Annotated in this window: 23 protein-coding genes; 13 read left to right on the top strand and 10 right to left on the bottom strand. The window is 73.0% G+C overall.

Annotated features, from left to right (window positions below; translation table 11 throughout):
- Positions 1-99: 99 nt before the first annotated feature.
- Positions 100-795 (top strand): cysteine hydrolase, encoded by a 696-nt coding sequence (locus tag ACH414_RS19395; RefSeq protein ID WP_398942605.1) that lies wholly within the window; start codon positions 100-102, stop codon positions 793-795.
- Here the strand turns inward: ACH414_RS19395 and ACH414_RS19390 are convergent.
- Both ACH414_RS19390 and ACH414_RS19385 read right to left on the bottom strand, forming a co-directional pair.
- Positions 782-1,261 carry a Rieske (2Fe-2S) protein gene (locus ACH414_RS19390; RefSeq protein ID WP_398942604.1) on the bottom strand — a complete coding sequence of 160 codons (480 nt, stop codon included), beginning with the start codon at positions 1,259-1,261 and terminating at the stop codon, positions 782-784. The genes ACH414_RS19395 and ACH414_RS19390 overlap by 14 nt on opposite strands.
- A gap of 208 nt (positions 1,262-1,469) precedes the next feature.
- Positions 1,470-2,120 carry an adenosylcobinamide amidohydrolase gene (locus ACH414_RS19385; RefSeq protein WP_398942602.1) on the bottom strand — a complete coding sequence of 217 codons (651 nt, stop codon included), beginning with the start codon at positions 2,118-2,120 and terminating at the stop codon, positions 1,470-1,472.
- Positions 2,121-2,214: 94 nt separating this feature from the next.
- On the opposite strand from ACH414_RS19385, the gene ACH414_RS19380 reads away from it, so the two are divergent.
- The 7 genes from ACH414_RS19380 to ACH414_RS19350 all read left to right on the top strand — a co-directional run bounded on the left by ACH414_RS19380 (position 2,215) and on the right by ACH414_RS19350 (position 8,224).
- Positions 2,215-3,054 (top strand): HipA family kinase, encoded by an 840-nt coding sequence (locus ACH414_RS19380; protein WP_382533419.1) that lies wholly within the window; start codon positions 2,215-2,217, stop codon positions 3,052-3,054.
- Positions 3,051-3,434 (top strand): DUF3037 domain-containing protein, encoded by a 384-nt coding sequence (locus tag ACH414_RS19375; RefSeq protein ID WP_382533421.1) that lies wholly within the window; start codon positions 3,051-3,053, stop codon positions 3,432-3,434. The genes ACH414_RS19380 and ACH414_RS19375 overlap by 4 nt, the downstream gene beginning before the upstream one ends.
- 168 nt (positions 3,435-3,602) lie before the next feature.
- The gene (fabG, locus tag ACH414_RS19370) at positions 3,603-4,364 is read left to right on the top strand and encodes a 3-oxoacyl-ACP reductase FabG (RefSeq protein ID WP_382533423.1); all 762 of its coding nucleotides are present in this window, start codon (positions 3,603-3,605) and stop codon (positions 4,362-4,364) included.
- 25 nt (positions 4,365-4,389) lie between these two features.
- Positions 4,390-5,157, top strand: coding sequence for an SDR family oxidoreductase (locus tag ACH414_RS19365; RefSeq protein ID WP_382533425.1), 768 nt, complete (start codon positions 4,390-4,392; stop codon positions 5,155-5,157).
- A 147-nt stretch (positions 5,158-5,304) separates the two neighbouring features.
- Positions 5,305-6,885: an ABC transporter substrate-binding protein gene (locus tag ACH414_RS19360; RefSeq protein WP_382533427.1), complete on the top strand. Its 1,581-nt coding sequence runs from the start codon at positions 5,305-5,307 to the stop codon at positions 6,883-6,885.
- Positions 6,886-6,976: 91 nt separating this feature from the next.
- Positions 6,977-7,660, top strand: a complete 684-nt coding sequence (ung, locus tag ACH414_RS19355) for a uracil-DNA glycosylase (RefSeq protein ID WP_382533429.1) — start codon at positions 6,977-6,979, stop codon at positions 7,658-7,660.
- A gap of 120 nt (positions 7,661-7,780) precedes the next feature.
- A complete protein-coding gene (locus ACH414_RS19350; protein ID WP_398942635.1) occupies positions 7,781-8,224 on the top strand; it encodes a hypothetical protein in 444 nt (147 codons plus the stop codon).
- Here ACH414_RS19350 and ACH414_RS19345 read toward each other — a convergent pair.
- From ACH414_RS19345 to ACH414_RS19335, 3 genes are all read right to left on the bottom strand, one after another.
- Entirely contained in the window at positions 8,212-8,700 is a 489-nt protein-coding gene (locus ACH414_RS19345) for a hypothetical protein (protein ID WP_382533431.1), read from the bottom strand. The two genes, ACH414_RS19350 and ACH414_RS19345, sit on opposite strands and share 13 nt — an antisense overlap.
- A 110-nt stretch (positions 8,701-8,810) precedes the next feature.
- Positions 8,811-9,341: a DinB family protein gene (locus ACH414_RS19340; RefSeq protein WP_398942598.1), complete on the bottom strand. Its 531-nt coding sequence runs from the start codon at positions 9,339-9,341 to the stop codon at positions 8,811-8,813.
- Positions 9,342-9,420: 79 nt separating this feature from the next.
- Positions 9,421-10,020 carry a TetR/AcrR family transcriptional regulator gene (locus ACH414_RS19335; RefSeq protein WP_382533435.1) on the bottom strand — a complete coding sequence of 200 codons (600 nt, stop codon included), beginning with the start codon at positions 10,018-10,020 and terminating at the stop codon, positions 9,421-9,423.
- Between the two features lie 171 nt (positions 10,021-10,191).
- Here ACH414_RS19335 and ACH414_RS19330 point away from each other — a divergent pair, with 171 nt between their 5' ends.
- Entirely contained in the window at positions 10,192-11,379 is a 1,188-nt protein-coding gene (locus ACH414_RS19330; protein ID WP_386568441.1) for an FAD-dependent monooxygenase, read from the top strand.
- Positions 11,380-11,454: 75 nt separating this feature from the next.
- Positions 11,455-12,360 carry a Gfo/Idh/MocA family protein gene (locus tag ACH414_RS19325; RefSeq protein WP_382533439.1) on the top strand — a complete coding sequence of 302 codons (906 nt, stop codon included), beginning with the start codon at positions 11,455-11,457 and terminating at the stop codon, positions 12,358-12,360.
- Here the strand turns inward: ACH414_RS19325 and lnt are convergent.
- On the bottom strand, positions 12,284-13,879 hold the full coding sequence (gene lnt / locus ACH414_RS19320) for an apolipoprotein N-acyltransferase (RefSeq protein WP_386568445.1): 1,596 nt from the start codon (positions 13,877-13,879) through the stop codon (positions 12,284-12,286). The genes ACH414_RS19325 and lnt overlap by 77 nt on opposite strands.
- A gap of 80 nt (positions 13,880-13,959) precedes the next feature.
- Complete coding sequence (locus ACH414_RS19315) at positions 13,960-14,397, bottom strand: nuclear transport factor 2 family protein (RefSeq protein WP_382533442.1); 438 nt, start codon at positions 14,395-14,397, stop codon at positions 13,960-13,962.
- Between the two features lie 82 nt (positions 14,398-14,479).
- On the opposite strand from ACH414_RS19315, the gene ACH414_RS19310 reads away from it, so the two are divergent.
- On the top strand, positions 14,480-15,073 hold the full coding sequence (locus tag ACH414_RS19310) for a flavin reductase family protein (protein WP_382533444.1): 594 nt from the start codon (positions 14,480-14,482) through the stop codon (positions 15,071-15,073).
- 18 nt (positions 15,074-15,091) lie between these two features.
- Here ACH414_RS19310 and ACH414_RS19305 read toward each other — a convergent pair whose 3' ends face one another.
- The gene (locus ACH414_RS19305) at positions 15,092-16,018 is read right to left on the bottom strand and encodes a LysR family transcriptional regulator ArgP (RefSeq protein WP_382533446.1); all 927 of its coding nucleotides are present in this window, start codon (positions 16,016-16,018) and stop codon (positions 15,092-15,094) included.
- 69 nt (positions 16,019-16,087) lie between these two features.
- On the opposite strand from ACH414_RS19305, the gene ACH414_RS19300 reads away from it, so the two are divergent.
- Positions 16,088-16,711, top strand: a complete 624-nt coding sequence (locus ACH414_RS19300; protein WP_398942594.1) for a LysE/ArgO family amino acid transporter — start codon at positions 16,088-16,090, stop codon at positions 16,709-16,711.
- Between the two features lie 74 nt (positions 16,712-16,785).
- Here ACH414_RS19300 and ACH414_RS19295 read toward each other — a convergent pair whose 3' ends face one another.
- Positions 16,786-17,658: an undecaprenyl-diphosphate phosphatase gene (locus ACH414_RS19295; RefSeq protein WP_382533450.1), complete on the bottom strand. Its 873-nt coding sequence runs from the start codon at positions 17,656-17,658 to the stop codon at positions 16,786-16,788.
- 146 nt (positions 17,659-17,804) lie between these two features.
- The gene (locus ACH414_RS19290) at positions 17,805-18,266 is read right to left on the bottom strand and encodes a winged helix-turn-helix transcriptional regulator (protein ID WP_382533451.1); all 462 of its coding nucleotides are present in this window, start codon (positions 18,264-18,266) and stop codon (positions 17,805-17,807) included.
- Positions 18,267-18,379: 113 nt separating this feature from the next.
- On the opposite strand from ACH414_RS19290, the gene ACH414_RS19285 reads away from it, so the two are divergent.
- Entirely contained in the window at positions 18,380-19,549 is a 1,170-nt protein-coding gene (locus ACH414_RS19285; protein ID WP_398942591.1) for a thiolase family protein, read from the top strand.
- Positions 19,550-19,596 lie beyond the last annotated feature (47 nt).

Below are 19,596 nucleotides of genomic sequence, written 5' to 3'. Positions count from 1 at the left end.
AAATCATGAGGGGTCAAGCGGCCCCGGTGCAAGGCATGCGCGGGGGCGACCGGCGTCGAGGAGGAGACCGTGGGGGACAGGGAACAGCCAAGGGGACAGGTGAGGGGACGGGCCGCCGGGCGTCTCAAGGAGCAGCTCAGGGATCAACTCGCCCCCGACGGCGCCGTGCTGCTCACCGTCGAGTGCCAGCAGGGGGTCGTCGGCCGGGACAGCGCGTTGCCCGAACTCGCCGCCGTCGCCCGCTCGTCGGGCGCCCTGCACAACGTCGCCCGACTGGTCGCCGCCGCGCACGAGGCCGACGTGCAGGTCCTGCACGCCGTCGCCGAGCGGCGCCCCGACGGGCGCGGCGCCAACCGCAACGCCCGCCTCTTCCGTGCCGCCGCCCGGCTCCCCGTACAGCAGCACAGCGGAAGCACCGCCGTACGCATCGCCGACCCGATCGAGGTCGCCGCCGAGGACATCGTCGTACGGCGCCTGCACGGACTCTCGCCCATCGCCGGCACCGACGTCGACGCCCTGCTGCGCAACCTCGGCTGCCGGACCCTCGTCGTCACCGGCGTCTCCGCCAACGTGGCCATCCCGAACGCCGTCTTCGACGCCGTCAACCTCGGCTACACCGTCGTCGTGCCCGCCGACGCCATCGCGGGGGTGCCGGCCGACTACACCCCCGCGATGATCCGGAACACCCTCGCCCTCGTCGCCACCATCGCGACCACCGACGACGTGCTCGGATGCTGGAAGGCCCCGCGCCGCAGGGCGGCGCGCACCGGGCCCGACGGGGTCAGCCCAGCCTGATCGCGTCCCCCGTCACCTCGATCGGCGCCGGCTCCAGCGGGCTCGGCGCGGGACCGCCCTTGACGCTGCCGTCCGAGACGTCGAACCGGCTCTGGTGGCAGGGGCAGACGATGACGCCGTCGGCGACCTTGGCCACCGTGCAGCCGGCGTGGGTGCAGCGTGCGGAGAAGGCCTTGAACTCGCCCGCCTTGGGCTGGGTGATCACCACTCCCTTGTCGGCGAGCACCTTCCCGCCGCCGACCGGGATGTCACCGGTCCGGGCGAGCGGCGGGGTCTGCTCGACGCCGCCCGACGCGTCCGAACCGCCGCCGCTCGCACCGGCCGAGTCGCCCTGGCCGCCGGCCGCGCCCTTGCCTCCGGTCGCCCCGTCTCCGTCACCGGAGCCACCGCCGCAGGCCGCGAGGGCCGCCACGAGACCCACGCCGCCCGCCGCCGAGACCACTGCCCTGCGCCCCACACCACTCATGCGTCACCCCTTGAGATCCGCCGCTCCCCGGATTCCCGGACGGCCGGCGCCATGTTTCCCGAAGAAGGCCCCCGGCCGCCACGGTCGACCCCGTGTGCCCGGCCCGCCGGGGCCGGGACAATCGGTGAGAGCGGGGAGGAAACGGATCGCACCGGGCGCCGGGAGCGGAAACGGTGACGTGTCCGTCGTCTCCCGCTCGCGGCGCCGCTCAGCGCGGCAGGCCCGTGCAGGCCTCGCGGGTCGCCCGGTGCACCGCGCGGGCCAGCCGGGCGCCCCACAGTGAACGGGGTCCGGCGAACGGCTCGGCCGGGGCCCCGGCGGCGGGGCACGCCACGCACACGGCGTCCGTGGGCGTGCCGGAGGCGTCGGCGCCCAGCTCCACCAGGGCCTGGACCTTCGCCTCGGTGGCCGTGGCGATCGCGTTGACCAGGGCCGCGTCCGTCAGCGGCACCGGCAGCGACACGATGATGTTGATGGTGCCGGGGCGGGGCGTGCCGACGTCCCCGGCGTCCGGGGCGGCCGCCCAGCCGCGTACCCCGATCCCCGCCGTGACGACGGCCTCGGCGCCGCCGTCCGCGGCGAACCGCCGGTCGCCGACCGAGGCCGCCGTCATCAAGCCCACCCCCGCCCCCCGGAGCCCGGCCCCCGCGGCCAGGGCGCCGAGGTGGGCGACCGGGTCGCGGCGGGAGTACCCCGGAGGGACCTGGGCGTTCACCACCCAGTCGCGGGCGCCGATGCCGCCGCCGAGAACGGCGCTCGACACCATCCGGGTGCCGGGGCCGGGCGCCCAGACCAGCAGCGGCCAGCGCCGCCCGTCCTCCTCGTGGTCGAGCAGGACGGAGTCGGCGAGCGCGGGCATGGCGGAAGGGGTTCGCAGAAGCACCCCGCACCCTAACCCCCGGGCGCTCGGCGACGCCGGTCCTGAGCCGGCGGGCGCCCGATAGCCTGGGCAAATGCTTACCGAAGTGACAGCGACCCGCTATGTCACGCCCCTGCGTGAGGGCGGCTCGCTCCCCGGGATCGTCGAGGCCGACGATCTCGGGACCTACGTCATGAAATTCACCGGCGCCGGGCAGGGCCGCAAGACCCTCGTGGCCGAGGTGATCTGCGGGCAGCTCGCCCGCCGCCTCGGCCTGCGGGTGCCGGAGCTGGTCTCCATCCAGCTCGACCCGGTCATCGGCCTCTCCGAGCCCGACCAGGAGGTGCAGGAGCTGCTCAAGGCGAGCGGTGGACTCAACCTCGGCATGGACTTCCTGCCCGGCTCGCTCGGCTTCGATCCGCTCGCCTACGAGGTGGACCCGAAGGAGGCCGGCAAGGTCGTCTGGTTCGACGCCGTGATCAACAACGTCGACCGGTCCTGGCGCAACCCCAACATGCTCGTCTGGCACGGCGACCTGTGGCTCATCGACCACGGCGCCACCATGATCTGGCACCACAACTGGCCGGGTGCGCAGGCCTCCGCCGCGAAGCCGTACGACGCCTCCGACCACGCCCTGGCCCGGTTCTCGCCCGATGTCGGCGCCGCTGCCGCCGAGTTGGCGCCGCTGGTGACGCGGGAGCTCCTGGACGAGGTGGCCGCCGACGTGCCCGACGAGTGGCTGGTCGACGAGCCCGGCTTCGCGACCACCGACGAGCTGCGCAACGCCTACGTGGAGGCCCTGCTGCCGCGGGCCGCGACGATCCACGAGCGGATCACCCTCGGCCCCCGCACCGACCGGCGGCCCCAGCAGCCCCCCGGCTGGCTCGCCGAACGCCTCGCCCCGCGCACCGCCCAGAAGGACAGCACCACGTGACCGATCGCGATGTCTTCGAGTACGCGCTGCTGCGCGTCGTCCCCCGCGTCGAGCGCGGCGAGTGCTTCAACGCGGGGGTGGTCGTCTACTGCCGGGCCCGCTCCTTCGTCGCCGCCCGGACCCATCTGGACGAGGCGAAACTGGCCGCGCTCGACCCGGCGGCCGACGTCACCGGCGTACGGGCCGCGCTGAGCGCCGTCGAGGGGGTCTGCCTCGGCGGCGAGGAGGCCGGGCAGGCGGCCGGGGACGACGCCGGCCGGCGCTTCCGCTGGCTGATCGCGCCCCGGTCCACGGTCGTCCAGCCGGGGCCGGTGCACACGGGTCTCACCGCCGACCCGGAGGCCGAGGTGGAACGCCTGCTCGACCTGCTGGTGCGGTAGCGCGCCGGGAGTGGGCCGGTGCACCCGGTGGGCCGTTGACACCGGGTGCCAGGGCTTCTAGCGTCTCGTCTGCGGACGATACTAAGCGGTCGCTCATGTGCGGGAGAGTGAGCGGGCCGCCGGTACGGACCGCATCCAGGGACGATCCAAGGGCGAGGAGAACCAAGCATGTCCACCACCGAGCAGCGCGTAGCCGTCGTCACCGGTGCGGCTCGCGGCATCGGAGCCGCGACCGCGATCCGGCTCGCCGCCGAGGGCCGCGCAGTCGCCGTACTCGACCTCGACGAGGCGGCCTGCAAGGACACCGTCGAGAAGATCACCGCCGCGGGCGGCACCGCGCTCGCCGTCGGCTGCGACGTCTCCGACAGCGCCCAGGTGGAGGCCGCCGTCGCGCGGGTCGCCGCCGAGCTCGGCGCGCCGACCATCCTCGTCAACAACGCGGGCGTGCTCCGCGACAACCTGCTCTTCAAGATGTCCGAGTCGGACTGGGACCTCGTGATGAACGTGCACCTCAAGGGCGCGTTCCTGATGGCCAAGGCCTGTCAGAAGCACATGGTGGACGCCGGGTTCGGGCGGATCGTCTCCCTCTCGTCCTCTTCCGCGCTCGGCAACCGCGGCCAGGCCAACTACTCCGCCGTCAAGGCCGGTCTGCAGGGCTTCACCAAGACCCTCGCCAAGGAGCTCGGCAAGTTCGGCATCACCGCCAACGCCGTCGCCCCCGGCTTCATCGTCACCGAGATGACCGCCCAGACCGCCGAGCGGGTCGGCATGGGCTTCGAGGACTTCCAGGCCGCGGCCGCCTCGATGATCCCGGTCCAGCGGGTCGGCCGCCCCGAGGACGTCGCCAACGCCATCGCCTTCTTCACGGGCGACGACGCCGGCTTCGTCTCCGGCCAGGTCATGTACGTGGCCGGCGGCCCGCTCAACTGACGCGCGGGCACGGGAGGAGGACGCGATGAGCGCGAAGGAACTGCCCGAGCCGTCGGGCAAGGTCGCCCTGGTCACCGGCGCGAGCCGGGGCATCGGATACGGCGTCGCCGAGGCCCTGGTCGCCCGCGGCGACCGGGTCTGCATCACCGGAAGGGGCGAGGAGGCCCTCAAGGAGGCCGTGGAGCGCCTCGGTGCCGACCGCGTGATCGGCGTGCCCGGCAAGGCGCACGACGAGGCCCACCAGGCCGCCGCGGTCGCCGCCACCATGGAGGCGTTCGGCCGGGTGGACTTCCTGGTCAACAACGCCGGCACCAACCCGGTCTTCGGGCCGATCGCCGAGCTCGACCTGAACGTGGCCCGCAAGGTCTTCGAGACCAATGTGGTGTCGGCCCTCGGCTTCGCCCAGCAGACCTACCGGGCGTGGCAGAAGGAGCACGGCGGCGCGATCGTGAACATCGCCTCGATCGCCGGAGTCTCCGCGTCGCCGTTCATCGGCGCGTACGGGATGAGCAAGGCGGCGATGATCAACCTGACCCTCCAGCTGGCGCACGAGTTCGCTCCCGCGGTCCGGGTCAACGCCATCGCGCCGGCCGTCGTGAAGACGAAGTTCGCCGCCGCGCTCTACGAGGGCCGGGAGGCCGAGGCGGCGTCGCGCTACGCGCTCGGCCGGCTGGGCGAGCCGCAGGACATCGGCGGGGCCGCCGCCTTCCTCACCTCGTCCCAGGCGGAGTGGATCACCGGCCAGACCCTGGTCGTCGACGGCGGTCTTTTCCTGAACGCCGGTGTCGAGTGACCGATATCCGGACACTCTCCTGAATTCCTGACCGGTTTGGCCCCGGTTATACGCGGAATGAGCCGAGTGCCCCGCCAGGGCCGAACGTTGATCTGGCGGGGCGCTGCGGTATGGTCTGCCGACCCAGGCTGAACGAGGAGCGTGCACGTGTTCAACCGGACCAGTCTGCAGGCCGCTGCAGCCCTTGCGTCCATATCCCTCCTGTCCGGATGCAGTGTGTTTTCGGACGGTGAATCCGCAGGGGATCAGAGAATCGTCGTCGGTACGACGAGTTCTCCGTCCACGCTTGATCCGGCCGCCGCCTGGGACAATTCCTGGGAGCTTTTCCGGAATGTCTTCCAGACCCTCGTGAGTTTCCCGACGGGAAGCACGAGCCCGCAGCCCGACGCGGCGGACTGCAAGTTCAAGGAGGGCAGCTCCAGCCGGGTCTTCGAGTGCGAGCTCCACGACGGGCTGACCTTCTCCAACGGGCACAAGCTGGACGCCAAGGCCGTCCAGTACTCGATCGAGCGGATCCGCACGATCGACGCCCAGGGAGGCCCCAACGGGATGCTCGGCTCGCTCGACAAGGTCGAGGCCGTCGACGACCGCACGGTGGTCTTCCGGCTGAACAAGTCGGACGCGACCTTCCCGTTCGTCCTCGCCACCCCGGCCATGTCGATCGTCGACCCGGCGGAGTACCCGGCGGACAAGCTCCGCGAGGACGGCAAGCTGCTCGGCTCGGGGCCGTACGTCCTCGACTCGTACACCGAGGGCGAGAAGGCCGAGCTGACCCGCAACCCCAGCTACAAGGGCTTCGCCGACCGCAAGAACGGCGGGGTGACCATCCGGTACTTCAAGGAGTCCGAGACGATGGTCGCCGCCCTGAAGAAGAAGGAGATCGACGCCACCTACCGCGGTCTGACCGCGGCCGAGGTCGTCGAGCTCCAGGCCGACAAGCCGGAGAACAAGGGGCTCCAGCTCGTCGAGTCCACCGGCGCCGACATCCGCTACCTGGTCTTCAACACCCGTGACGAGACCGTCGACCGGCTGCCCGTCCGCAAGGCCATCGCGCAGCTCGTCGACCGCGACGAGCTGGTGAGCAAGGTCTACCAGGGCACGGCGGAGCCGCTGTACTCCATGGTCCCCAAGGGCATCTCGGCCCACACCACCAAGTTCTACGACCGCTTCGGCTCGCCCGACCCGGCCAAGGCCAAGGCGATCCTGCGCGAGGCCGGCATCACCAAGCCGGTCAAGCTCGACTTCTGGTACACCACGGACCGCTACGGCTCCTCGACGGCCGCCGAGTTCGCCGAGCTCAAGCGGCAGCTGGAGGAGAACGGCCTCTTCGAGGTCACCCTGCACGGAAAGCCGTGGAAGGAGTTCCAGACCGGCTACCAGAAGGGCCAGTACCCGGTCTTCGGCCGCGGCTGGTTCCCCGACTTCCCGGACCCGGACAACTTCGTGGCCCCGTTCGTGGGCAAGAAGAACGTCCTCGGCACCCCGTACGTCAGCCCGAAGATCACCGAGGAGCTGCTCCCGAAGTCGCGTCGCGAGAGCGACCGCGGGGCCGTCACGGACGAGTTCGTGCAGGCCCAGGAGATCATGGTGCAGGACGTCCGGCTGCTGCCGCTGTGGCAGGGCAAGCTCTACATCGCGGCGAGCGAGGACATCGGCGGCGGCGAGCGGGCGCTCGACCCGCAGACGGTCATGCAGATGTGGGAGCTCAGCCGCCGCACCAGCTGGTAGCAGGGCCGCGGTCGCGGGCGGCGGGCGGCGTTGTCAGTGGTCCCCGGTAGGTTCTCGTACGTAAGCGAAACACCCACCGGAGGTTGTTGACGTGACCGACACCGACATGCTGCCCGCGTCCTGGCGCGATGTCCTCGGCGAGGAGCTGCAGAAGCCCTACTTCAAGCAGCTCACCGAGTTCGTCGAGGAGGAGCGGGCCAACGGGCCGGTCTACCCGCCGCGCGAGGAGGTCTTCGCCGCCCTCGCCGCGACCCCGTTCGACAAGGTGAAGGTCCTGATCCTCGGTCAGGACCCGTACCACGGCGAGGGCCAGGGCCACGGGCTCTGCTTCTCCGTCCGCCCCGGGGTGAAGACCCCGCCTTCGCTGCGCAACATCTACAAGGAGATGCAGGCCGAGCTGGGGCACCCGATCCCGGACAACGGCTATCTGATGCCGTGGGCCGAGCAGGGCGTCCTGCTGCTGAACGCGGTGCTGACCGTGCGCGCCGGCGAGGCCAACTCGCACAAGGGCAAGGGCTGGGAGAAGTTCACCGACGCGGTGATCAAGGCCGTGGCCTCCCGCCCCGACCCGGCGGTCTTCGTGCTGTGGGGCAACTACGCCCAGAAGAAGCTGCCGCTCATCGACGAGGAGCGCCACGTGGTGGTGAAGGGCGCCCACCCCTCCCCGCTGTCGGCGAGGAAGTTCTTCGGCTCCAGCCCCTTCACCCAGATCGACGCCGCCGTCGCCGCCCAGGGACACGAGCCGATCGACTGGCGCATCCCGGACCTCGGCTGAGCCTCGCCCGGATCCGGCGCGGCTGCGGCTAGCGTCGGATCCGGCCCGTTTCGAACCGGGGGCCGGAGCGACAGCGTGGAGGCCGCAGTGACCGGGCAGCAGGTGTCGGACGACGGCGTCATGACCAGGATCGGGCAGGCGATGATGCTCCTCCACGGCGGTGACCGGGAGGAGGCCCGCAACCGCTTCGGGGAGATCTGGGACCAGCTGGGGCCGGACGGCGACCCGCTCCACCGCTGTACGCTCGCCCACTACATGGCCGACGCCCAGGACGACCCCGACACCGAGCTGGCCTGGGATCTGCGGGCCCTGACGGCCGCCGAGGGGCTCGACGACGAGCGGCTCGCGCGCCATGACTCCGCGGTGGCGCTGCGCGCCCTGTACCCCTCGCTCCATCTCAACCTGGCCGCCGACTACGTGAAGCTGGCCCACCCGGACGCGGCCCGGGTCCATCTGGACCGGGCCCGAGCCGCGTCCGAGGTCCTGGACGACGACGGGTACGGCAACGGGGTGCGGGCCGCGATCGAGCGCCTGGAGGTGCGGCTGCGGGGTCAGCGCCCGTAGGTGGCGCGGCAGACCTTCGCCTGCTCGCTGTTCGGGCCCCAGCCGCCGTAGCGGGCGCCCAGCTCGCACACCTCGGCCGCGGATCGGGGCGGCCGGGGAAGTCCGGGCAGGTCGACGGCCGGGTGGTGGTGCTGCCTGCCGTCGGCGGAGGGGTGCGGCTTCTTCGCGTGGTGCGGCGGGTTCTGCTCCGCCCGCTGCTCGCGCCCGCCGTGCCCGCCGCCCGCGCCGTCCGTGCGCGGGCGCCGCTCGACGGACGAGCGGGGCTCGGGGGCCGGGGGATCGGGCATCGCCGCCTCCAGGGCCTCGCGGGCGGGGCCCTGGACGATCTGGGGCGCGACGTCCTGGCCGGGCCGTTCGACCGCCGGGCCCGGGACGGGCGCGGGGGCCGTGGGGGGCGGCTCGACCGCGATACAGCCCGAGAGGGCGGCCATCGCGACGCCGGCCAGGATCCTCACTGTGGTTCTGGTTCCATGCACCCGCGCAACTCTGCTGCTCGGGCCCGGTCCCCCACACCCCTACTCGCCGGGAATGCCCCACATGAGTGATCACCCCCGTGCGGGCTGACCCGGTACGACCGGCCGCGGGTTCAGTCGCCCGTGGCGCCGTCGATCCGCTCCCGGATGAGGTCCGCGTGGCCGTTGTGGCGCGCGTACTCCTCGATCATGTGGAGGTAGATCCAGCGCAGGTTGAAGGTCCGTCCTGTGCGGTGCGTGCCGGTGCCCAGCTCGTCGAGGCCGCGGCCGGCGGCGTTGGCCCTGGCGTGGGCGATCTCGGCCTGCCAGGTGGCGTAGGTCTCCTCCCAGGTGTCCTCGTCGGTGACGTGGATGTCGGCGTCGCGGTCCTCGTCGGTGCTGTAGATCCAGCCGGCCTCCTCCTCACCGGCCAGGACGCGGCGGAACCAGCCCCGCTCGACCTCGGCCATGTGGCGGACCAGGCCCATCAGGTTGAGGTCGGAGGGAGGCGCGGAGACGGTGCGCAGCTGGGCGTCGTCGAGACCCTCGCACTTCATCGCGAGGGTCGCGCGGTGGAAGTCGAGCCACTGCTCCAGCGCCTCGCGCTCGCCGGTGAGGGTGCCGGGGTCGATACGGGGGTCGGTGTCGGTCTGTTCGGTGGTCATCCCGGCATCGTCGCCCAAGATCCTCCGGCGGGCCACCCCCTCGCGGTGTGAGAGCACCAGGCGCGCGCCCGCGGGCGGTTCAGCGGCCGAGCAGACCGCGCAGCAGCTCGGCGAACCCGGTGCGCAGCTCGTCGAGGCCGGGTACGGCGGCGTGGAAGCTGCCGGCGGCGCAGGAGAACATCAGCCCCTCGCACCAGGCGATGAGCGAGAGCGCGTGGCGCTCGGGGGCGGGTGATCCCGCCGCGGCCATCATCGCGGTCACCGGCCCGTGGAAGACCGAGCCCGCGCTGTCGAAGAAGGTGCGCAGCTCGGGGCGGCGGGTGGCCTCCAGGGCCAGCTCGTAGCGGGAGACGAGCAGGGACCGGTGGTCGGTGAGGTAGCGGTGGAGGGCGCGGGCGAGGGCGTCGACGAGTGCCTCGGGTCCCGCGTCGGGCGCCGGCAGCTCGTCGGGGGTGAGCACCGCGGCCTCCCGCTGCACCTGGCGGCGTACGGCGGTCTCCAGGAGGGCCTGGCGGGTGCGGGCGTGGTTGGAGGTGGACCCCGGGGGGAGCCCGGCCCGCTCGTCGACGGCGCGGTGGGTGAGCCCGCGCATCCCGCGCTCCACGAGCAGGTCGAGGGCGGCGTCGCCGATGCGCTCGGTGCGGGTGGGAGGGGCGGCGGGGGGCGGTGCGGCGGTCATGGGGACAACCTATCGACCGGGGGAGGGGAGCGGGACTACGGGTGTAGTGAATCAGGGCCCCTTGGGCTGTTCCGTCGACTACGGGTGTAGTACGTTCTGAGGCGTCACTACATCTGTAGTCCGCCCTCTGGGGGTCCGCGCCCCTACGGCGGAGTCGTCCGAGGGGGAGTCATGGAACAGCACCGTGCCGTCGTCGTCGGAGCCGGCATCGGCGGCCTCACCGCCGCCATCGCCCTGCGCTCCCGCGGCTGGGACGTCACCGTCCTCGAACGCGCCGCGGACCTCACGCCCGTCGGCGCGGGGATCGGCCTCGCCCCCAACGCCCTGCGCGCCCTCGACGTCATCGGCCTCGGCGACCGGGTGCGCGAACTCGCCGCCTGGCAGGGCGACGGCGGAATGCGCCGCCCCGACGGGCGCTGGCTCGCCCGTACCGACGCCGAGGCCGCCGCCGAGCGCTTCGGCGGGCCGCTCGTCCTGCTGCACCGCGCCACCCTCGTCGACCTGCTGCGCGCCGCCCTGCCCGGGACCGCCGTCCGCACCCAAGCGGCCGCGACCCTCGTCGAGCCCGGCGCCGCCGGCCGGCCCGCCCTCGTCGGCACCCCGGACGGGGCCCTGGAGGCGGACCTGGTGGTCGCCGCCGACGGCATCCGCTCCGCGACCCGCCGCACCCTCTTCCCCGCCCACCCGGGCCCCCGCTACTCCGGCTTCACCACCTGGCGGACCGTCATCCCCGCCCCCGCCGAGCCCTTCGCCCCCCACGAGACCTGGGGCCCCGGACGCCTGTGGGGCAGCCAGCCGCTCAAGGACGGCCGCGTCTACGCCTACGCCATGGCCGCCGCGCCCGCCGGCGCCCACGCCCCCGACGGCGAGAAGGCCGAACTGCTGCGCCTGTTCGGCGACTGGCACCACCCCGTCCCCGCGATCCTGGCCGCCACCGAGGAATCCGCCGTGCTGCGCCACGACGTCCACCACCTGATCGACCCGCTGCCCGCGTTCCACCGCGGCCGCACCGCCCTCCTCGGTGACGCCGCCCACGCCATGCAGCCGACCCTCGGCCAGGGCGGAAACCAGGCCATCGAGGACGCCATCGTCCTCGCCCACCACGCCGGAAGCGGCCGGCCCGTACCGGCCGCGCTGGCCGACTACACCGCCGACCGGCTGCCGCGCACCAGCGCGCTCGTCCGCAGGGCCGCCCGCACCGGCCGGCTCGCGCTGCTCTCCGCCGGTCCCGCGGTCGCCCTGCGGAACACGGCCGTCAGCGCCGTCTCCCGCTTCGGCCCCGGACTCGTGCTGCGCGGCTTCGACGGCATCGCCGACTGGAGGCCGCCGGTCGGCGCCGTGCCCCCGCGCGTAAGCTGACCGGCGCACACGGCCCTCCGGCCGGGTGAACACCGCCCGGCCGGCGACAGAAGCGAACGACCGCAAGGAGAACCCGTGAAGGTTGGCTGCATCGGACTCGGCGACATCGCGCAGAAGGCCTATCTGCCCGTCCTGTCCACCCTTCCCGGGGTCGAACTCCACGTGCAGACCCGCACCCCCGCCACCCTGGAGCGGGTCGCCGACAGCTACCACCTGCCCGCCGTGCGCCGGCACACCGACCTCGACTCGCTCATCTCCGCCGGGCTCGACGCGGCCTTCGTGCACGCCTCGACCGCCGCGCACGCCGAGATCGCCACCCGGCTCATCGAGGCCGGCGTGCCGACCTACGTCGACAAGCCGCTCGCCTACGAGTACGCCGACTCCGAACGGCTCGTCGAACTGGCCGAGAAGCGCGCGGTCAGCCTCGCCGTCGGCTTCAACCGCAGGCTCGCACCCGGCTACGCCCAGTGCCTCGACCACCCGCGCGAACTGATCCTGCTGCAGAAGAACCGCATCGGACTTCCCGAGGACCCGCGCACCTTCGTCCTCGACGACTTCATCCACGTCGTCGACACCCTGCGCTTCCTGCTGCCCGGCGAGATCGAGCACGTCGACGTGCGCGCCCGGGTCCGCGAGGGCCTCATGCACCACGTCGTGCTCCAGCTCTCCGGCGACGGCTTCACCGCGATCGGCATGATGAACCGTCTGAACGGCTCCACCGAGGAGATCCTGGAGGTCTCCGGACAGGACACCAAGCGCCAGGTCCTCAACCTCTCCGAGATCGTCGACCACAAGGGCCAGCCGACCGTGCGCCGCCGCGGCGACTGGGTGCCGGTGGCCCGCCAGCGCGGCATCGAACAGGCGGTCGTCGCCTTCCTCGACGCCGTACGCGAGGGGCGGCTGCTCAGTGCACGGGACGCCCTGCTGACCCACGAACTGTGCGAGCGGGTGGTACGAGAGGCCCTCGCCCAGGCCTCCTGAGCGTCCGGGCCCCCTCGGCCGCGCACAGCGCGCCGATCACCAGGGCGGCGCCGTAGACCGGCCAGTCGCCGAACCGGGCGTAGACCGTGGCCGAGCGCGCGAGCGGCAGGGCGTACACCGTGGCGGCGCTGCGGTCGGTGCCGAGCGCGGTGCCGGTCCGGCGCCCGTCCGGGGCGTACGCGGCGCTGATCCCGGTCAGCGTCGCGTGCACCACCGGCCGCCCCGACTCCGCGGCCCGCAGCGCGCCCAGCGAGGCGTGCTGGGCCGGGGCCCAGGTGTCCTGGAACGTGGAGGTCGCCGACTGCACGACCACCACGTCCGCGCCGTCCCTGACCAGCCGTCGGGTCATGTCGGGGAAGGCCGACTCGAAGCACACCAGCGGCCCGACCCGCAGGCCCGGCCCGCCGCCCTCGCGCGGGGGCGGCGTCATCACGACCGGGCGGGTGCCCCGCCGGCGGTCCTCGCCCGCCGCGCCCTTGCCGACCGAGGTCGCCCAGCCGAGCAGGGCGCGCGCCGGGACGTACTCGCCGAACGGCACCAGGCGCATCTTGTCGTAGCGCTCGCCGGTCGGCCCCTGCGGGCCGATCAGGATCGCGCTCTTGTAGATGCCGGGCCGGTCGGAGCGGCGCGCGTCCACGTTGACCAGGAGCGGCGCGCCGACCGTGCGGGAGAGCGCGGCGAGCCGGGCGGCGAGGTCGGGCCGTGCCCCCAGGTCCGCGCCGACACTGCTCTCGCCCCACACCACCAGGTCCGGCCGCTGCCCGGCGAGCCCCCGGGTCAGCTCCTCGGCGCGCGCGAAGCGCCGCTCGACGCTGTCCGGCCCGTCGAACACGCCCGGCTGGACCGCCGCGATCCGAACCGTGCCGGCAGTCCGCGGCGGGGCGGCGGCCCACCAGACCAGGCCCACGACGAGGGCGCAGCCCAGCAGGCCCACGAGCACGGTACGGCGCACCGGGCGCACCGCCAGGAGCAGCGCGAGGCCCGTGTTCACCGCCACCACCAGCAGGCTCACCAGCCAGACCCCGCCGACCGAGGCGAGCCGCAGCGCGGGCGGCACCTGCCACTGGCTGGCCCCGAGCAGCCCCCACGGGCCGCCCAAGCCCTCCCAGGAACGGACCAGTTCGACCAGGAGCCAGCCGGACGGGACCACGAGGAGCGCGGCGGCGGCCCGCGCGGCGGACGGCTCGCCGCCCAGCATCGCCCGCACCACCCACCCCCACGGCAGCCAGAGCAGTCCCAGGAGCGCGGCGAGGACCAGCAGGAAGACATGGAGGCTCGGCAGCAGCCAGTGGTGCACCGCCAGCATGAAGCCGAGCCCTCCGAGCCAGCCGTCCAGACCGGCGCGGCGCGGGCTCGGAGCCGTACGGATCAGCAGCAGCCAGGGGACGAGGGCGACGTACGCAGCCCACCACAGCGCGGGCGCGGGGAAGGCGAGCGCGGGCAGGGCCCCGAAGAACACGGCGAGCGCGGCGCGGACGGTCCCGGAGCCGGGCCCCTGACCCGCGAACGGATTGCGCATGCCGTGCCTCCCGGTGTCGCTCCCCCGGACCTCGTCCGGGTGCACCCCCACCAGTGTGCGCGTGGCCCGGCCGGGGGCCGTCACATCCGGCGCCACTTCTCCTCGACGACGACCGAACGCAGCAACCAGCCACCGCCCGCGCGCCGCAACGTGAAGGCGTAGCGCCCGCCGCACACGAAGTCCTCTCCCGACTCGAACCGCATGGGGTTGAGGTAGTCGGCGCGCACGGTCGCGGCGTCTCCCGGATAGCCCCCCAGATCCTGGATGAGCACCCGCCGGTTGACGATGAGGTGCTGGCGTACGGGAAACAGCCGCATCGTCTCCGCGAGCCAGTCGGCGACCTCGGCGGCCGGGCCCTCGATTCCGCCGGAGCCGCGGTAGTCGGCGCGCCCGTCCGGGGTGAACAGCGCGCGGTAGGCGGCCCAGTCGGAGTCGTCCACGGCCGCCGCGTAGCCGGTGACCAGGTCGTCGATGGCCAGCCGGTCCATCACGGTCGCGAGATCCACGCGCTGCGTCATCGGTTCAGTGTCGGGCAGAGCGGGCGCGGGGCCAAGGGGCGTGCGTGCAGGGCTTGGTACGAGACCCGTCATACTTTCGGCCATGCGCATGAACATCGATCCGGAGCAGACCGGCCCGAACCCCTTCTACCGGCTGCTCACCGCGACGGTCGTGCCCCGCCCCATCGCGTGGGTGTCGACGACCGGGGCCGACGGGACGGACAACCTCGCCCCGCACTCCTTCTTCACCATCTCCTCGGTCGTGCCGCCGGTCGTCCAGTTCACCTCGGTGGGCCGCAAGGACTCGCTGCGCAACGTCGAGGAGACGGGGGAGTTCGTGGTGAACCTCGCTCCCGAGGGGCTCTTCGAGCAGGTCAACGCGACGGCGACGGACTTCCCGCGCGGGACGAGCGAGTTCGACGCGTGCGGCGTCGAGCGCGAGCCGAGCCTGCGGGTGCGACCGCCGCGGGTCGCGCAGTCGCCGGTGGCCCTGGAGTGCGTGCTGCACAGCACGCTGCGGATCGGCGACTCGACGGTCGTCTTCGGGCGGGTCGTGCACGCGGCCGTGGAGGAGTCGGTGCTCGTCGACGGACACCCGGAGATGACCCTGATGAGGCCGCTGTCCCGGCTCGGCAAGAACGAGTGGGGCACGCTCGGCGGGATCCAGGAGCTGGCGCGGGTCCCGTACCAGGCCTGAGACGGCCCTTCCGGGGTGTCACGGGTGCCCGGGGGAGCGGCCTCCCCGGTCGACGAGGAGCGCCTCGGCGGCGGCCGTCGCCACCACCTCGGCGACCGTGGACAGGGCGGGCGAGTCCAGCTTCCACTGCTGCCAGTACAGCGGGACGTCCATGGGCCGGGTCGGCGCCAGTTCCACCAGCCGGCCGGCCCGCAGGAGCGGTCCGGCCTGCGGCTCGGGCACCATGCCCCAGCCGAGGCCGAAGGCCACCGCGTCCCGGAAGCCGTCGGACGTGGGGACCAGGTGGCGGACCCGTCCGGCGTCGGAGAGTCCCCCGGTGAGCGAGCGGACGAAGGCGTCCTGGAGGGCGTCACGCCGGTCGAAGACCACGGTCGGCGCCTGCGCCAGGTCCGCCGCCAGGGACCCCGTGAGGTGCCGGGCGGCGAACTCGGGCGCGGCCACGGCCCGGTAGCGGGCGAGGCCGAGCCGCCGCACCGTGCAGCCGGCCACCGGGTCGGGCGAGGAGGTCACGGCGGCCATCACCTGGCCCTCGCGCAGCAGGGCGGTGGTGTGCGACTCGTCCTCCCGGTAGAGCTCGAAGCAGATCGGCGGCTCCTGCGGGACCCGGGTGAGCGCGGGCAGGAACCAGGTGGCCAGGGAGTCGGCGTTGACCGCGATCGGGACGCGCGCCGCACCCTGTTCGGCGGCGAGACCCAGTTCGCTGCGGGCGTCCCGTTCGAGCCGCGCCAGCTGGCGGGCGAACCGCACCACCACCTCGCCGGACTCCGTGGGGCGCACCGGTTTCGTACGCATCAGCAGGACCCGGCCCGTGCGCTGCTCCAGCGCCTTGACGCGCTGGCTGACGGCGGAGGGGGTCACGTGCAGGGCGGCGGCCGCGGCGTCGAAGGTGCCCTCGTCGACCACCGCGAGCAGGGTCCGGACCTGGTCCAGGGGAAGCTCATCCATAAGTACGGCTAAGGGTACGTAAGAATCTTTAGCTGTACTCATCCGTACGGCGTCCCTACGGTCGAGGTCATGACCAGCAGCCTCCTCGCCGCCGTACTCGCCGGTTTCGGAACCGGACTCTCCCTCATCGTCGCCATCGGCGCCCAGAACGCGTTCGTCCTGCGCCAGGGCGCGCGGCGGCACGCCGTCCTCGCGGTCGTCGCGATCTGCGCCGTGTCGGACGCGGTGCTCATCGGGCTCGGCGTGGCGGGGGTCGGCGCGGTGGTCACGGCGTGGCCGGCGGCGCTCACCGCGGTGGGCCTGCTGGGCGGGGCCTTCCTGCTCGGGTACGGATTCCTCGCGGCCCGCCGCGTCCTGCGCCCCGACCCGGCCGCGGCCCTGACGGCCGACGGCCCCCAGGCCGCCTCGGCCCGGCGGGCGGTCCTGACCTGCCTGGCGATGACCTGGCTGAACCCGCACGTCTACCTGGACACCGTGCTGCTGCTCGGCTCCCTCGCCTCCGACCGCGGTGACCTGCGCTGGGCCTTCGGTGCGGGCGCCGCCCTGGCCAGCCTGACCTGGTTCTTCGCGCTGGGCTTCGGCGCCCGACTGCTGAGCGGCCTGCTCTCCCGGCCGAAGGCCTGGCGCGTCCTGGACGGACTGGTCGCGGCGACGATGCTGGCGATGGGTGGGATGCTGGTCGCCGGGGCGTAGGCGTCACCGCCACGCGCGAGGGCCCGCACGGCCGAGGCCGTGCGGGCCCTTTCCCGGTACCCCTGGTGGCTCGGTCAGCCGGCCGACTCGCCCGCGTGGGGGCTGAGGACGTCCGTGCCGACCAGGACGAAGAGGAGGATGCCGAGGGCGATCCGGTAGATCACGAAGGGCATGAAGGACTTCGTCGTGATGAACTTCATGAACCAGGCGATCACCGCGTAGCCGACGCCGAAGGCGATCACGGTGGCGAAGATCGTCGGGCCCCAGGAGACGTGCCCCTCGCCCGCGTCCTTCAGCTCGAAGACGCCGGAGGCGAGCACCGCGGGGATGGCGAGCAGGAACGAGTAGCGGGCCGCCGCCTCGCGGGTGTAGCCCATGAACAGGCCGCCGGAGATGGTGGCGCCGGAGCGCGAGACGCCCGGGATCAGGGCCATCGCCTGGCAGAAGCCGTAGATCAGGCCGTCGCGTACGCCGAGCTCCTTGAGCGACTTGCGCTCGCGGATCGCCCGGTGCCGGCCGCCGATCTCGTCGCGGGCCGCGAGCCGGTCGGCGACGCCGAGCACGATGCCCATCACGATGAGCGTGGTGGCGATCAGGCGCAGATCGCGGAAGGGGCCCTCGATCTGGTCCTTGAACGTGACGCCGAGGACGCCGATCGGCAGCGAGCCGACGATGACGAGCCAGCCCATCTGGGCGTCGTGGTCCGAGCGCATCGCCTTGTCGAAGAGCGAGCGGAACCAGGCGGTGACGATCCGCGCGATGTCCTTGCGGAAGTAGATGAGGACGGCGGTCTCGGTGCCGATCTGGGTGATGGCCGTGAACGCGGCACCCGGGTCCTCCCAGCCCGCGAACGCGGCGGTGAGCCGCAGATGCGCGCTGGAGGAGATGGGAAGGAACTCCGTCAGCCCCTGGACGAGTCCGAGGATGAATGATTCGAACCAACTCATGGGGCCAGGGCCGTCCCGTATGTACGTGTGCGGTCAGAAGGTCGGTGCGCAGCGTACCGTCCCAAGATGACGGGCCCGTCCGCAGGGCGTCGTGGGGCCGGGCTCCGTCCTCGGCCCGCCGGACTCCGGCGGTCGTGGCGCCGGGCTCAGCCGTCCGTGGGGCCCGTGGTGGTCCAGCCGGGCGCCTGGACATGGGCCTTCAGGCTCGCCGTGTCCGCCTCGTCGCCGCAGCTCGCGCAGATCACGCGCGGGCTGAGCGCCTCCCCGCAGCTGTGCTCCAGGACCGTCGGGTGCAGCTGCGTGTTGAGGTGGCGGTCCCCCCAGGCCATCAGGGTCACCAGGACCGGCTGCAGTTCCTCGCCGGCGGGGGTCGCCCGGTACTCGTAGCGCTTGGGGCGCTCGCTGTACGGGACCTTCTCCAGGATCCCCGCCTCGACGAGCCGCTTGAGGCGGGCGGTGAGGATGTCGCGCGGTGCGCCCGTGTTGCGGGCGATCCGGTCGAAGCGGCGGACGCCGAGGGAGACCTCGCGCAGCACGAGGAGGGCGTACTTCTCGCCGACGAGCGCGAGGGTGTCGGCGATGGAGCAGGGGCGGGGGGCGGCCTTCATGCGCCCAAGACTAAGGCAGACGGGCGGGTGAGGGTTTGGAAATCCAACCGACTGGGCTATGTTACTGACGCGTGTTGGTCCAGTTTTCCAACTCACAGTCCTGGAGCCGTGTCATGCGTGACGCCGTCATCGTCGAAGCCGTCCGTACGCCGATAGGGAAGGGCAAGCCCGGCGGAGCCCTCGCCGGCGTCCACCCCGTCGCCCTGCTCTCCCACACCCTGCGGGCCCTCGTCGACCGCGCCGGGATCGACCCCGCCCTCGTCGACGACGTCATCGGCGGCACCGTCGACCAGGTCGGCGAGCAGGCCATGAACACCACCCGCTACGCCTGGCTCGGCGCCGGACTGCCCGAGAGCGTGCCCGCCACCACCGTCGACCGGCAGTGCGGCTCCTCGCAGCAGGCCGTCCACTTCGCCGCCCAGGGCGTGCAGTCCGGTGCCTACGACATCGTCGTGGCCTGCGGGGTCGAGTCCATGAGCCGGGTCCCCATGTGGTCCAACGTGCCGCCCGGCGCCGACCCCTTCGGGCCCGGCGTGGCCGAGCGCTACCCGGAGGGCCTGGTCCCGCAGGGCATCAGCGCCGAGCTCATCGCCGCGAAGTGGTCCATCGGCCGCGCGGCCATGGACGAGTTCGCCGCCGCCTCGCACGCCAAGGCCGCGCGCAGCTGGGCGGCCGGCCTCTTCGACGCCGAGGTCGTCCCGTACGGGGACGTGCGCCGCGACGAGTCCGTGCGGCCCACGACCAATCCCGAGATCCTCGCCGGGCTGCGCCCCTCCTTCCAGGACCCCGGCTTCGCCGAGCGCTTCCCCCAGATCGACTGGTCGGTCACCGCGGGCAACAGCAGCCCCGTCAACGACGGCGCCTCCGCCGTCCTCGTGATGGCCGCGGACACCGCCCACCGCCTCGGCCTGCGCCCGCTCGCCCGGCTCCACTCCTTCGCCGTGACCGGCTCCGACCCGCTCCTGATGCTCACCGGGGTCATCCCCGCCACCGAGAAGGTGCTGCGCCGCGCGGGCCTCGACCTCGCCGACATCGACCTCTTCGAGATCAACGAGGCCTTCGCCAGCGTCGTCCTCGCCTGGCAGCAGGAGACCGGTGCCGACCCGGCCAAGGTCAACGTCCACGGCGGCGCCATCGCCCTCGGCCACCCCCTCGGAGCGAGCGGCACCCGCCTCACCACCACGCTGGTCCACGCGCTGCGCGCGCGGGGCGGGCGCTATGGGCTCCAGGCGATGTGCGAGGCGGGCGGGCTGGCGAACGCGATGATCGTCGAGGCGGTGTGACGGATGGGGGATATCGGATCCCGGTATCGGATCCGGGTATCGGATAC

The sequence above is a fragment of the Streptomyces sp. NPDC020422 genome, assembly GCF_044386705.1.
In the GTDB taxonomy this organism is placed as follows: Bacteria; Actinomycetota; Actinomycetes; order Streptomycetales; family Streptomycetaceae; genus Streptomyces.
This window is presented reverse-complemented; position numbering and strand designations above follow the sequence as displayed.